General features: G+C 64.7%; 13 protein-coding genes. 4 read left to right on the top strand and 9 right to left on the bottom strand.

Annotated elements, in window-relative coordinates:
- Window positions 1–189: 189 nt before the first annotated feature.
- The 5 genes from purT to LU684_RS13520 all read right to left on the bottom strand — a co-directional run bounded on the left by purT (window position 190) and on the right by LU684_RS13520 (window position 3,360).
- A complete protein-coding gene (gene purT / locus LU684_RS13540) occupies window positions 190–1,371 on the bottom strand; it encodes a formate-dependent phosphoribosylglycinamide formyltransferase (RefSeq protein ID WP_016501237.1) in 1,182 nt (393 codons plus the stop codon).
- A 76-nt stretch (window positions 1,372–1,447) separates the two neighbouring features.
- Window positions 1,448–1,915 carry a VUT family protein gene (locus tag LU684_RS13535; RefSeq protein ID WP_010952556.1) on the bottom strand — a complete coding sequence of 156 codons (468 nt, stop codon included), beginning with the start codon at window positions 1,913–1,915 and terminating at the stop codon, window positions 1,448–1,450.
- Between the two features lie 89 nt (window positions 1,916–2,004).
- Window positions 2,005–2,202 (bottom strand): DUF1289 domain-containing protein, encoded by a 198-nt coding sequence (locus tag LU684_RS13530; protein ID WP_016485139.1) that lies wholly within the window; start codon window positions 2,200–2,202, stop codon window positions 2,005–2,007.
- Window positions 2,192–2,716, bottom strand: a complete 525-nt coding sequence (locus LU684_RS13525; protein WP_016485138.1) for a gamma carbonic anhydrase family protein — start codon at window positions 2,714–2,716, stop codon at window positions 2,192–2,194. The genes LU684_RS13530 and LU684_RS13525 overlap by 11 nt, the downstream gene beginning before the upstream one ends.
- Before the next feature lie 44 nt (window positions 2,717–2,760).
- Window positions 2,761–3,360, bottom strand: a complete 600-nt coding sequence (locus LU684_RS13520; RefSeq protein WP_016485137.1) for a CoA pyrophosphatase — start codon at window positions 3,358–3,360, stop codon at window positions 2,761–2,763.
- Window positions 3,361–3,483: 123 nt separating this feature from the next.
- Between LU684_RS13520 and LU684_RS13515 the strand changes: the two genes are divergently transcribed.
- The 4 genes from LU684_RS13515 (at window position 3,484) to LU684_RS13500 (ending at window position 11,018) form a co-directional block, all read left to right on the top strand.
- The gene (locus LU684_RS13515; RefSeq protein ID WP_016485135.1) at window positions 3,484–4,041 is read left to right on the top strand and encodes an NUDIX hydrolase; all 558 of its coding nucleotides are present in this window, start codon (window positions 3,484–3,486) and stop codon (window positions 4,039–4,041) included.
- A 25-nt stretch (window positions 4,042–4,066) separates the two neighbouring features.
- Window positions 4,067–4,621: a L,D-transpeptidase family protein gene (locus tag LU684_RS13510; protein ID WP_016485134.1), complete on the top strand. Its 555-nt coding sequence runs from the start codon at window positions 4,067–4,069 to the stop codon at window positions 4,619–4,621.
- Window positions 4,622–4,781: 160 nt separating this feature from the next.
- Window positions 4,782–6,464, top strand: coding sequence for a ShlB/FhaC/HecB family hemolysin secretion/activation protein (locus LU684_RS13505; protein WP_145913299.1), 1,683 nt, complete (start codon window positions 4,782–4,784; stop codon window positions 6,462–6,464).
- A 27-nt stretch (window positions 6,465–6,491) separates the two neighbouring features.
- Window positions 6,492–11,018 (top strand): hemagglutinin repeat-containing protein, encoded by a 4,527-nt coding sequence (locus LU684_RS13500; protein WP_232894729.1) that lies wholly within the window; start codon window positions 6,492–6,494, stop codon window positions 11,016–11,018.
- A gap of 85 nt (window positions 11,019–11,103) precedes the next feature.
- Here LU684_RS13500 and LU684_RS13495 read toward each other — a convergent pair whose 3' ends face one another.
- Genes LU684_RS13495 through LU684_RS13480 form a run of 4 tightly spaced genes read right to left on the bottom strand, consistent with a single transcriptional unit; the run spans window position 11,104 to window position 13,806 of the window.
- Window positions 11,104–11,763 carry a hypothetical protein gene (locus tag LU684_RS13495; RefSeq protein ID WP_060517564.1) on the bottom strand — a complete coding sequence of 220 codons (660 nt, stop codon included), beginning with the start codon at window positions 11,761–11,763 and terminating at the stop codon, window positions 11,104–11,106.
- Window positions 11,760–12,146 (bottom strand): type II secretion system protein GspM, encoded by a 387-nt coding sequence (gene gspM / locus LU684_RS13490; protein ID WP_060517566.1) that lies wholly within the window; start codon window positions 12,144–12,146, stop codon window positions 11,760–11,762. Before gspM ends, LU684_RS13495 begins: the two co-directional genes overlap by 4 nt.
- Window positions 12,143–13,219, bottom strand: a complete 1,077-nt coding sequence (gene gspL, locus LU684_RS13485) for a type II secretion system protein GspL (RefSeq protein ID WP_232894728.1) — start codon at window positions 13,217–13,219, stop codon at window positions 12,143–12,145. The genes gspM and gspL overlap by 4 nt, the downstream gene beginning before the upstream one ends.
- Window positions 13,216–13,806 carry a type II secretion system protein gene (locus LU684_RS13480; protein ID WP_016485128.1) on the bottom strand — a complete coding sequence of 197 codons (591 nt, stop codon included), beginning with the start codon at window positions 13,804–13,806 and terminating at the stop codon, window positions 13,216–13,218. Before LU684_RS13480 ends, gspL begins: the two co-directional genes overlap by 4 nt.
- Window positions 13,807–13,825 lie beyond the last annotated feature (19 nt).

Genomic DNA, 13,825 nt, shown 5'->3' with positions numbered 1-13,825 from the left:
CCATTCGCGGGACAAGCCCGCTCCCACAGGATTATCACAGGCCGCTGGCATTGCGAGTGATCTGTGGGAGGCCATTCGCGGGACAAGCCTGCCCCACAGGATTATCACAGGCCGCTGGCATTGCGAGTGGTCTGTGGGAGCGGGCTTGTCCCGCGAATGGGCCGCAACGCGGCCCCATACGGTCTCAGATCAGAACTCGACCTTGACCGCCTGGGAAGCGCGGGTCGCCTTGGCCCGTGCCAGCTCCACCGACTCGTCACGCGCCAGGCACACGCCCATGCGGCGAGTACCGTTGATTTCCGGTTTGCCGAACAGGCGAATGGCCGTGTCCGGCTCGCTCAGTGCTGCGCCCAGGTTAGCGAAGCTGGTCTGTTGCGACTGCCCTTCTGGCAGAATCACCGCCGACGCCGACGGGCCAAACTGACGCACCACCGGAATCGGCAGGCCGAGAATGGCACGGGCATGCAGCGCGAACTGCGACAGGTCCTGGGAAATCAGGGTTACCAGGCCGGTGTCATGCGGGCGCGGCGACACTTCGCTGAACCACACCTGGTCGCCCTTCACGAACAGTTCCACACCAAACAGCCCGCGACCGCCAAGGGCATCGGTGACTGCCTTGGCCACCCGCTGCGACTCGGCCAGCGCTTTCGGGCTCATGGCCTGCGGCTGCCACGATTCCTGATAATCGCCCTTCTCCTGGCGGTGGCCAACCGGCTCCAGGAAGGTGGTACCGCCAACGTGGCGCACGGTCAGCAGGGTGATTTCGTATTCGAAGTCGATGAAGCCCTCGACGATCACCCGCCCCTTGCCGGCGCGGCCACCTTCCTGGGCGTAGTCCCACGACTTCTGCAGGTCGGCATCGCTGCGCAGCAGGCTCTGGCCCTTGCCGGACGAGCTCATCACCGGCTTGACCACGCACGGGTAACCCACATCGGCCACGGCCTTGGCGTAGTCTTCATAGGTGTCGGCGAAGTGGTACGGCGAAGTCGGCAGGTCCAGCTCTTCGGCGGCCAGACGGCGGATGCCTTCACGGTTCATGGTCAGCTGCGTGGCGCGGGCGGTCGGCACCACGTTGAAACCTTCATTTTCCAGCTCGACCAGGGTGGCGGTGGCGATGGCTTCGATTTCAGGGACGATATAGTGCGGCTTTTCGGCCTCGATCACCGCGCGCAGGGCAACGCCATCGAGCATGTTGACCACGTGGCTGCGATGCGCGACCTGCATAGCCGGGGCATTGGCGTAGCGGTCGACGGCGATCACTTCGACGCCCAGGCGCTGCAGCTCGATCACCACTTCCTTGCCCAACTCGCCACAGCCGCAGAGCAGTACACGGGTCGCGGTGGGCGACAAGGGGGTTCCGATACGGGTCATTTCAGGTCCTCGAAGGCGTCCGGGGCCGCGCCAGGCTTTGCGCCGCCCGCTGAAAAAGGACCGCTATTCTACACCATCAACCGGCGACGGCGGCCCGTCGGGCGCGAAATGCCATGGCCAGCCACACGGCAGTGACACCGGCGAACTTTGACGCCATCGCGGTGCCAATCACCGCCGGGGTCAGGGCGCCGATCATGCCGAAAAAGATGAAGGTATCCACCGGAATGCTCAGCGCCGAGCTTAGCCACAAGCGGTCGCGCAGTGGCCGGCGGGTAATGCTGAACACCAGCCAGTCGATCAGCTCGGAAATGAAGAACGCGGTGGCGCTGGCCAAGGCAATGGCCGGCTCCGAGGTGACATAGGACAGCACCAGGGCCACCAGCATGGCAACCAGGGCACCATGGCCGAAGCGGGTCTGCACCATGTCGCGCAGGATGAACACCAGGCCGCCCCAGGCGGACCAGATGATGTCCAGGTGCGGGGCGCTGGAAAAGGCGTAGTTGATCAGCACTACGCTGCTGATGTAGGCAATCAGATAGAACATGGCGGGTCGTCTGTGGGCAAGCCGAACAGATTACCGCTGGCGCCCCCGACAGGCAACGCCGTCCCTGTAGCAGCAGCCTTGTGTCGCGCCTACAGGATGAGGCCAGCCTCTACTGCCCGTTCATGGCAAAGCTTGAGCACCGCCCGGCGCTCATCATTGTCCATCCGCCCCCAGCGGCCAATCTCCGCCACGGTACGCTGGCAGCCCGTGCAGATATCCTGCTCGTCCAGTGCACAAATGCTCACGCACGGCGAAGCTACCGGCCGCTCTGCAACATCACTCATCATCAACCACCAGCTCCTGGGCATAACGCTGGGCATTGTGCACGTAATGCGCGGCACTGGCTTCAAGCATGCGTTTCTGCTGTTCTGTCAGTTCACGGACTACCTTGCCGGGCGAGCCCATCACCAGCGAACCGTCCGGGATTTCCTTGCCCTCGGCGATCAGCGCATTGGCGCCGATGATGCAGTGCTTGCCAATGCGCGCGCCGTTCAGGATCACGGCATTGATACCGACCAGGCTGTAGTCGCCCACCGTGCAGCCATGCAGCATGGCGTTATGACCAACGGTAACGCCCTTGCCCAAGGTCAGCGGCGAGCCCATGTCGGTATGCATCACCGTGCCGTCCTGCACGTTGCTGCCTTCGCCAATATCAATGAGCTCGTTATCGCCGCGCAGCACCGCGCCAAACCACACGCTGGCATTGGCCTGCAGGCGCACGTTGCCGATCAGCGTGGCGTTGGGTGCAGCCCAACTGGTGGGGTGGCTTTCGACCCGCAGGTCGCCCAGGCGGTATTTCATGCATGCTCCTCAGGCTGGAACGCAGACGGCGGGGTGAGCCCCGCTCAGGTTTCGATGTAACGCTCTGGTGGCTGGTGCAGGCTGATGCCGGCATCAAACAGCACGTTGACCAGTTCGACGATCATGATCGCCGACAAGCCCCAGATCTTGTATTCGCCATAGCGGTAGCTGGGCACGTACCAGCTGCGCCCCTGATAATCGATACGGTGGGTATGGTCGCGCGGGTCCTGGCGGAAGAATTCCAGCGGCACGGTGAATACTGCCGCGATTTCGGCATCGTTGGCACGGTATTCGACGAAGTCGGGAATAAGCCCGACGAATGGCGTCACTTTAAGGCCATGCAGCGAAACAAGCGGGCTGAGCGGGCCTATCACTTCCACCAGCCCAGGCGGCAGGCCGATCTCTTCCTCGGCCTCGCGCAGGGCGGTAAACACCAGGTCCGGGTCTTCCGGGTCGCGTCGACCACCGGGAAAGGCCACTTCGCCACCATGGGTGGACAAGCCCTTGGCGCGCAGGGTCAGGACCAGCTCGGGCGCTTCGCTGCGGGTAATGGGCAAAAGGACCGCCGCTTCAGGGAACCGCCGGTCGGTTTCCAGTGATGCGGGTTGGTGGTTGCTCATTCGGCGAAGTAGCTCGTCCAGCATTGCGCACGCTCGTATCCAAGGCCTGCCTTGCATGATGCACCAAAGCCGCGAAGCACCCAAGCCCCTGCGCTTGCGGCAGACCTGCCTGCACGCCAAGATAGCCCTGAACAAAAGGAACCTCACATGAAATTCTGCAGCGCGTGCGGCCAGCCGGTCACTCAGCGGATTCCCGAGGGCGATAGCCGCCTGCGGTATGTCTGCGAGTCTTGCCAGACCATCCACTACCAGAACCCCAACATCGTCGCTGGCGTACTACCGACCTGGGGCAGCCAGGTGCTGCTGTGCCGGCGCGCCATCGAGCCACGCCGTGGCTTCTGGACCCTGCCTGCCGGGTTCATGGAGAACGGCGAAACCATCGACCAGGCCGCCCGTCGCGAAACCGTCGAGGAAGCCTGCGCCCGGGTCGGACCCATGAGCCTGTACCAGCTCTTCGATTTGCCGCACATCAACCAGGTGCATGTGTTCTTCCGCGCAGAACTCGCAGACCTGGCGTTTGATGTGGGTATCGAAAGCCTGGAAGTGCGGTTGTTCGAACAACATGAGATTCCGTGGGGCGAGCTGGCTTTCCGCACCGTCACACGCACACTAGAATGCTACTATCGCGACCGCATCGGGGCGCACTACCCCATAGGCCATGAGTACCTGCCGCCGATGAACGTCTCGACCTCGACCTCTACTTAGAAGAAGCCTTCAGGGATACCGTTCCATGCGCTGGTTGCTTGCCCTTTTCTGCCTTTGCGTTACCTCGGTGTCCCAGGCGGCCTTCACCGAGACCATCATCCGCAAGCCTGTGCCGGCAGCGCAAACGCCGTCGCCTTCGCAGCAGGCCATGCAACCGCTGATCGACAAGGTGCTGGTGATCAAGTCCGAGCGTCGCTTGCAGCTGATCAGCCGTGGCGAGCCGCTGAAAACCTACCGCATTTCCCTGGGCAAGCAGCCCAAGGGCGCCAAGCAACGCGAAGGCGATAAAAAAACCCCTGAAGGCCTGTACTGGCTGGACTGGCGCAAGCAGAGCGACCGCTTCAACCTGGCCATGCACATCAACTACCCGAACGTGAGCGATGCCGCCCGCGCCACGCGCGAAGGGGTGAGTGCCGGCAGCATGATCATGATTCACGGCACGCCGATCAACGACGAGTACCCGGAGTGGTACTTCCATACCCTGGACTGGACCGACGGGTGTATTGCCATGCGTAACCGTGACATGCAGGAGGTCTGGGACCTGGTACGTGATGGCACGTTGATCGAGATCAGGCCCTGATATAGGGCCTTCCGGCAAAGGTTGTAGGAACCTTCCCACCATTTTACGCGACCTTGCCTCACAGTTGCTTAGGCAAGGTACTGCATCCAGGCGAATGCCTTAATTTTTAGCATCCACGCAGACGAGTACGAAGACCGTACATCATTTGCGGGGTGTATCAATGCCGTGCCTGTTTTACCGCATCGCCCGTTGGCTGCCAGCCAGTTGCCTGTCAGGCCTGTTGTCCATCGCCCAGGCGCTGGCCGACGACCCGGCCAGCCAGCAACTGCGCGATCAACAGCATGGGCTGCGGCAGCTGGAGCAACAGCAGCGCCTGGAACGCTGGCAGCGTGCGCCCGCCGCAGCTCAACCCACCGACAGCACGCCTCACCGCCCGCACGACGCCCGCTGCTGGGCAGTCGATGGCGTGCGCGTGGCGGGCAACCACCAGCTTTCAGACACGGCGCTGGCGCCAATCATCCGCGCCCTCACCCCTGCCTGCATGGGCATCGCCGACATAAACCGGCTGCTCCAGGCCATCACCCGGCGCTACGTGCAAGCCGGCTATCCGACCAGCCGACCTTACCTGCGGCAAGCACCAGAGAACGGCGCACCGTTGGACATCGTCATACTCGAAGGCTTTGTCGAATCCATCGAACTGGCGGGCCCCGACCTGCCCTTGTCCCTCTCCAGCGCATTCCCGGGCCTGCTTGGGCGGCCACTGTACCTGCCAGACCTTGAACAAGGTCTGGACCAGCTCAACCGCCTGCGCGCCTACGAGCTGACCGCCACCCTGCTGCCCGGCGAACTGCAGGGCGGCTCGCGCGTGGTGGTGCAGCCAGACAAGGTCGCGTCACGATGGCACTTGGACAGCCGCTTCGACAACCGTGGCAGCGAGCTGACCGGTCGTCACCGCGTCAACCTTGGCATTGGCCTGGACAGCCCCTTGGGCCTCAATGATGACCTGCGCCTGTCGCTGACCAGCACCGTGCTCGATACCCCTGGAAAAAGCCAAGGTCTATCGCTGTACTACAGCATCCCCTATGGCGCCTGGTCGCTGTCGCTTAGCGCCAGCGAACTGCGCTACCAGGCGCCGCTGCCCGGCAGCGACAAGGCTGCCGACGGCAGCAGCAGCTATCAGGGCCTGGGTATCGAACGGGTATTGTGGCGCAACGCGCAAGGCATGCTCAGTGCCAGCGTGCGGCTGGACCGCAAGCAATTGGTCAACCGCAGCGCTGGCGCTGTCATCGTCCAGCAAAGCCCGACACTGACTACGGTGGAAGCCGGTATCAACCTGCTCTGGCTGGAGGGTGGTTTGTGGAACGGCTACCTCGGGGTTGCCCAGGGCATTGACGCATTCGGTGCCGACCAATCGCCACTGGGTGCGCAGCGCCTGCGCCCGGACTTTCGCAAGTACCGCGCCAGCCTGCTGCACCTGCGCCAGGGCCCGGCCCGTAACCCATGGCGCTGGCAGAGCGAGCTGGGGCTGCAGTACAGCGGCGATCAGTTACCTGCCGTCGAGCAGTTACTGGTCAGTGACGACTCTGCCGTGCGGGGGTTTCGTCTGCGCACTTACTCCGGCGCCAGCAGCGCCGTCTGGCGCAACACGTTCAGCCAACCGCTGCCCCTCCCCTGGGCTTCTCCCGTCCAGGTTCGCCCGTACATCGGCCTGGATCTGGGCTGGACCCGTACCGCCCAAGGCAACCCGTCACAACGCCTGGCAGGGGCGGCCGCCGGGCTGGAGCTGAGCCTGCCCGGCAGCCGCCTGCGCCTGGACTACCAACGCGCCTTGAACGCCAGCGACCTGCCTCGCCCGCTGCTGGAACCGGGGTTTTGGGTACTGGACTGGACCCTGAGCATCTGATTCACCCACAACAAAGAGAACGAGAAAATGCAAACACTCTCGCAGTTACCGCCCATTCGCCCGAACACCCTGCGCTGGGCCATCTTCCTCGCCTTGCTCGGCTCCAGCGCCGCACTGGCAGACAGTGCGCTGGAGGCAGCCAGCGGACCGGGTGGCATGCCGGTCATCCACAACGGCCACGGAATACCGGTGATAGACATCGTGCCGCCCAATGCCAGCGGGTTGTCCCACAACCAGTTCATCAACTACAACGTTGGCAACCCTGGCCTGGTGTTGAACAACGCCACCGGAGCCGGGCAGTCGCAACTGGCCGGCGCCTTGGCCGCCAACCCGCAGTTTCAGGGCCAGGCCGCTTCAACCATCCTCAACGAGGTAGTCAGCCGCAACGCTTCAATGATCGAAGGGCCGCAGGAGATCTTCGGGCGCCCGGCCGACTACATCCTGGCCAACCCCAATGGCATCACCCTCAATGGCGCAAGCTTCATCAACACCACGCGCGCAGGCCTGGTGGTTGGCACCCCGGAATTCGAGCAGGAGCAACTGCGCTACCTCGACACGCTCAACGCCAGCGGCTCTCTGCAGGTACTGGAGCAGGGGCTGAGCAATACCGCTGGCGCCATTGAACTGATTGCGCCGCGCGTGGACAGCAAAGGCCTGCTGATGGCCAGCGAAGCGCTCGACATCACGGTCGGGCGCAACCGTATCGACAGCCGCAGTAGCGAGGTGGTCGAACACCTGCCCAGCCCCACGTCGAGCATTGATGCCAGCCTGTTCGGTGCAATGCGCGCTGGGCGGATCCGCGTGGTGAGCACGGCCGAGGGCGCAGGCGTGCGGGTGGGCACATCACAGATTCTGGGCACGGAAGGGGTGGAAATACGCTCGGCGGGGCGTCTGCATGTCAGCGGCGAGGCCGACACCCCCGCCGAGCTGCGCAGCGAGCACGGTACACTGAAACTCACCGCTGCCGATGACCTGACGCTTGAAGCGGTCGACGGCCAGGCCCCGCGAATCGAAGCCAAGGCCGGCAAGAAGCTGACGCTGGATGCCAAGACCCGCGAGCGCATCGAACACGACACTGACAGCTGGAACAAAAAGTTCTTGTTCATCACCCGCGAAACCTACAACCGCAAAACCACCACCACCGAGCAGCAGCAACAGGGCAGCCAATTGCTGGGCAGTGACAGCGTGCTGCTGCAGTCCGGTGACGACATGCGCATGACCGCCGCGAACGTGGCGGCAGGCAACACGCTGACGGTAGACAGCGGCGCCGGCCTGGACATCGTGGCCGGCATCGACAGCCAGCGCGTCGAAGAGCAGGTGCGCCATCGCAAGGACTTGTGGCGCGGTGACCGGGATACCGATCAGCTGAAGGAAACCGCAAACGGCAGCACTCTCGGCGCCACGCACATGAAGATCAAGGCAAGCGGCAACCTCAATGTTCAAGGCAGCAGCTTGCAAAGCCGCGGCGATATGGCCATCCATGCGAAACAGGCTGATATCGGCACCACCACCCTGCAAGAGCGCGGAACCGGGCGTAACTACCGTGGCGACCTGGTATCAGGCACCTTCTTTGCCGACCGCGAAGGGAACGACAGCGAGGGCCAGGCCATTGCCGGCAGCACAGTTGCGAGCGATGGCAAGCTTACCGTGACAGCCGAACAGGTCGCCATCAAAGGCAGTACCGTGCACGGCAAACAGGACGCGGTGCTTTACAGCGACAAAGGGGCGCTGGCCATCGAGGCTGACCACAGCCGCAGCACTTCCACCCACCGTACCCAGGACAGCAAGCTGTTCGGCCTGATTGGCAATGAGCATGAAAGCACGGACCGTAAACAGCAGGTACTGGTCAGCGACGTCAGCTCGGCCAGCAACCTGCGCCTGGCCAGCGCCGCCGATTTACGCATCCAGGGCGCCAAGATCGAAGCTGGCAAGCACTTGCAGGTCGAGGCTAAAGGCGATCTGCGGGTGGGCAGCGCGCAATCGGTCGATGAGCGCGAAACCCGCGACCAGCATCGCGGCTTCACAGCCAGCGCCAGGCAAACCCAGGAAGCCGAGGATGGCAAACCCGAGTCCCGCCAGTACGCAGCTGGCGTGGCGTACGAGGTGGCTACCAGCACCACCAGGCAACGCACGACCGGCCAGGTCGCCAGTGAACTCAAGGCTGCCTCGGTGGGCATGAACAGTGGCGCACACCTGCAGGTCAATGCCAGCAAGGTCCAGGCCACTGCCGGTGGCCTTGATGTACAGGCGCGTAAAACGACGCTGGGCGCAGCCCGCAATGACCGCGACGCGACCACCAGTACCACCCACAGTGGTGGCGGTTTGACGGTAACCGGCGGCATCGACCGGCTGGGCAGCGCGTTCGAAGGCCATCACAACCGCGAGGTGCGGACTGAGCGCGAAAGCAAGGTGCAGCGCAGCGAGTTGCAAGCCAGCGGCGATCTTGAATTGCGCAGCGACGACCTGGTCACCGAGGCCGCACGCGTCAAGGCCGGCAACACCTTGCAGGTGACCGCAAAACGCATCGACAACCGCGCGGTGCAGGATACCCAGGCGCATGAGCAGCGCCGTGACGACTGGTCGGGCAGCCTGGGCGCGAGTGTCGAGTACCGCGACCTGACCCGCCCCATCGAACGCCTGGTACTGGGTGAGGAAGCCGCTCGCTTCCAGCAGGCCTCGCCCGAAGATGCCATGGCGCTGCCCAGCGCAGGTGCCGACATGACCGTCGAGCACCTCAAGCGCCTGGAAAACCAGCGCCGTGGTTTTGCCCAGGTGAGCGAGCTGTCAGGGGCCAAGGCCGAGGTCAAGGCCGACGCCCTTGCAGACCAGGGCACCCAATGGCGGGCCACTGCCGGCTCGCTGAAGATCGAGGCGCAGCAACATGATTTGCGCGCCGCCAGGAACAGTGAGGAAACCAGCGTACAACGTCTGGCCTATGGCGGCGACGCACGCCTGGACACCAGCACCGGCAAGGACCTGAATGTGCGCGTGGCAGGCAAAGGCGGGTCGCTGGATAAAAAGGATAGCGCCAGCACGGCTGTGCCGGGCAGCCTCTACGGGCAACAGGGTATCCAGGTCCAGCTGGGGAGCGATGGCCGCTACGAAGGCGCCCGCATCGATGGCGGTGAAGGCAGCGTGGTCATGCACAGTGCCGGCTCGCTGGCCCTGCTGCAGGCGACCGACCAGGCCGAACAGCAGTCACGCCAGCTCGACGGCAATGCCTGGACCAAAGTCGGCAATCGACCAGGCAGCACCGGTGTCGATGGCCGTGGCTATCTCGACCACGGCCAACAGCTGAGCACGCAGACCAAGGCCCAAGTGGCGCAAATCGACGCCAAAGGCGAGGTGCAGCTGACCAGCACAGGCGACCTGATGCTCGAAGGCACCCGCATTGGCAGCCGAGCGGCCAAGACCGGCGACATTCTGGTGCAAAGTGGTGGCCAGCTGCAGGTCAAGGCCGCCAGCAATACCCAGCAAGCCACCGGCGCCAAGCTGGGCGGCGGCCTGGAGCTGGCGGTGAAGGCAGGCGAGACCAAGGGGGGCGCCATAGGCGGCCACTTCAGCCACGGCAAGCAGAACGAAAATGCGCGGCAGGCGGTCGATGCCCAGTTTGCAAGCAACGGCACACTGACCCTGAGCAGCAATGCCCGCGAGGACGTCGCCCTGCACCTGCAAGGCCTGCAGGCCACGGCCGGGCAGATCAGCCTCGAGACCCCGAATGGCGGCATGCGGGTGGAGGCCTCCTCCAACCAGGAGCAACGCGACAACCTCGACATCACCGCCGGTGCCGGTTTCAACATCGCCCAGGGCGCACTCGACACACGCGGCGTACATGGTCGCCTGAAGGTGGCACTCGACAAGCGCGACAACCTCACCTGGAATGCCAGTGACCTGCGCGCCGAGCGCATCGACCTGAAAAGCCTCAGCGACACCCGGATCGAGGGCACAAGCCTGGAAGCGGGGCACATCGGTGGCGCGATCGACGGAGACCTGTACATCGCCAGCCGCAAGGACAGCGTCGATACCCTGAGTGTGAACGGCGATGCCAGGCTCAGCCAGGAGAAAAACCCGCAGGGCTATGTCAACGCAGCCACTTCGATGGCAGGGCCGTTGGCGAGCAAGGTCGAGAAAAAGGCCGGTCCGGCCCTGAGCAAGGCTGAGCCTGGGTTCTCGCCAACCTTCAGCCTTGACGTGTCGCATGTGCAGCGCGACGGCGTGGCCCATCAGGCCGTGCTCAAGGGCCGCGACGGTATCGACCTGCAGGTCGGTGGCAATGCCCGGTTGCTGGGGGCACGCGTGCAGTCGGCCAAGGGCGACGTGGTGCTCGACGCCGACGCGGTCACCCGGGAAACGCTCAGCGGTAGTGACTATCGCCGGGATGTGTCGCTCAATGCATCCAACTCGCCAGTGGACCTGGGCACGGCCATCGCCGAGATGGCCAAGGGCAAAGGGGCTGCGGAGGGGGAAAATGCGCTGGACCTGGGTGTATTGAGGACCAGTGGCTACAGCCGCAGCGAGCAATGGGCTTCGAGTGTGCAGGGTAAGAAAAACTGAAGCACACGCGCAGGCCGCGCAAGACCAAGTCGAGCGGCCCCGGCAGGAGCAACCGCCCCTGCCGGGGGCCGCGTCAGGTTGCGTTTTACCAGCGTAGGTCTCGCTGCCCCGCCAGCGCCTGGGGCCCGAGCCATTGGGCGCCCCGCAACAATGGCGTCAGTGCCGCCTCTGGTTGCAGCTCGAATACCACCTCTGCCCGGCGCGCCCCGAGGTCGGCATCCACGTCCAATTGATGCTGCCCCTGCTGCGCCAGTTGCCCACGAAGCCGCCACCCACTGTGGCAGTCCATCTCCAGCCAGCCCTGCCCCAAGCCCAGTGACCATGGCTCGCTCAGGGCCAGGTCGGTTACCGTTACGCGGCCTTCGCTGGCTCGGCATAGCCGCCCTGCCCCCTGCACCTTCAACGCGCCCTGCCACTGACCCGCCAGACGATAATCCGTGGACACCGTCGCCTCGGCGCCCCGTGCGGTAACCTCCATCTGCCAGCGCCATGGCCAGCCCGCGATGTGCAACTGCCAGCCCTGCCCCTGGACGCCAAACTGCGCATCCGCCTGCAAGTGCCAAGGCTGCACCACCCAGCGCAGCGGCCCGACTGGCCCTAACTGATGTGCCTGGCCTTGCCAAAGGCTCCCGCTCACCTCACGCATTGGCAGGCCGGACGCACGCACCAGCCAATTGGCCGGCAGCTCAACCAGCAGCGTCAGCACGAAGACCAGCAGAACCCACACCATCGCTCTGCGGTTCATGGCTGCACCCGCACATCGAACCGTAATCCCTTGCCATCCAGCTCCAGCCCCCATTGCAGCGGCTGTGCGCCTTCTGCGCGCAGGCTTTGCAACCAGCCTTGCAGGGCCCGCTCATCAGCCACCCGGCCCTGCAGTTGCCAGGTGTTGCCCTGCACATCGACCTCGGCCAGTTCGATCTGCCGGGCCTGGGCCGACTGGCGTAGCCGTTCCAGGTTCAGCCCGGGGCCGCCATGCAGGTTGGCGGCTTGTTCTGCCAGCCCCCGCCACTGACTGAGCTCGCGCCATTGCGCCAAGCCCTCGCGCACCGCCAGGAAGGTCAGCAACACGGCAATCAGCAACCAGGCGAATTTCAGCCGATGGCGCTGCATCCAGGCCCGGTTCATGCGGCCACCCCCAAGTCGAAGACCACTTCACCACCCTGTACCTGTACGGCAGCACCGGCAGCGTTGGCCATGCCCTGCCAGGGTGGCGCGGCGCCGTCGCCCTCTAGCCGCAAGTGCCAGCGCTGGCCGTCGAAACGCACCGCTTGCAGGCGCCAGCCGGGGTGATCCTGCAGCCAGGCCTGTAACGCTGCCTGCAGGTCTTCAAGCTGGCGGGTGCGTACCTGCTGCTGAAGCTCGCTTTCGCGCAGGCGCTTGAGGGCCTGCGCGGCGTGGCGTGGGCTGGCCTGCTCGGCCGTCACGGCAATGACCTGAGCGCGCCAAAGTTGTGCCTGGCGCCATTGCTGGCTCAACCACAGCCCGCCCCAGACTGTCGCCAGTACCAGGCAGGCTGCCAACAGTCGTTGCTGCGGGCGTGAAACGTCGGGCAACGAAGGGGCCTTGCGTGCACGCTCGAACAGGCCGGGTATCGTGTCGAGCGGCGCAAGCGCGCCTGGCCAGTTTCCACTCAGCGGCACGCTTTGCAGATGCGCCCACGGTTGCTGCGGCGTCTCACCCAGTGCTTGCGGCCATGCCAGCCAATGCTCCTGCCCGTCCTCGGCCAGCCCTTTGTACAAGGACATGCCGGGCGTGCGCTGCCAATGCCAGGCGGTGCCTGCCTCAGGCCCCGGCAGCAACTGCAACTCCGCCCAGCAACGCTCTACCTGCCAGCCCCATGCGGCACACTGCCCGCGCCAGCCGTCCAGTTGCTCACGCGCCACCACCAGCAAGCGAAGGTGCCCCGGCGCACGGGCCAGGCACGCGCAGCTGACTTCGTCCGGCGGTTGCAGCAAGCGGTCTTCGAGCAACAACGGCCACTCCTCACGCTTGAGCCCGGGTGGGGCGGGCACGTGGAAGAGGCTGCAGGCCTCGGCAGGCAGAATCAGGGCAACCCGGGCTTGCAGGTTAGCCGGTGGCTCACCCTGCCCCTGGCTTTGCACGGTGCCACCGTCCGCCAGCGCCCAGTGCCAGACATCACCCGGGCGCAGCAGCAACCACGGCTGAGCAAATCTGCGCTGTCGCCATTCAAATTTCATGAGCGCCCCCACGGGAGGGCGAAGGTGCAGACATAAGGTGCTCCATCACGCTGCAGTTCCAGGCGCACGCCACGGCCGGGGTGCGCAGGCTGGTCAGAAGGCCAGGCCAGCCAACGGCCGCCCTGGTAATAAAGGATATTCATGGCACCGACCCGGTCGAGCCGCTCACGCTGTACCCAGTGCGGTGCGGCGGCGGCGTACAGGTCGGCCGAGCTTTCCAGCAGCAGGCGCTGCTCACGGGGCTCGAAGCGCAAGCGCTGGCGTTGCAGGCGCGAGCCGCCTTCGGCTTGCGGCAGGCCGGTGGTGGCAACCCACTGCAACTGGTTGCTTGCCGGTTGCCAGTCCAGCCAGCGGCTGGCCAGCGGCAGACGCTGGTCGTAGACGCGGCGCAGCACCGGGCTGTCGAAACGCCGCTCAAGGGCCAGGCAAAAGTCCAGCACCGAGGTTTCCTGGGTGGTCACCTGCAGGCGCTCGCGCACTTTCAGCCAGCCATTGACCAACGCAGCGAGCATGATGCCGAGCAGGACGGTCAGGGCCAGGGCGACCATCAGTTCGATCAGGGTAAGGCCCGCCTGGCGGCGCTTCATGTATTGATGCTCGGGTTCA

Origin of the sequence: Pseudomonas sp. NMI542_15 (assembly GCF_021283425.1) — a bacterium.
In the GTDB taxonomy this organism is placed as follows: Bacteria; Pseudomonadota; Gammaproteobacteria; order Pseudomonadales; family Pseudomonadaceae; genus Aquipseudomonas; species Aquipseudomonas fortuita.
Note: the sequence above shows the minus strand (reverse complement) of the source record. Positions and strands in the feature narration are given on the sequence as shown.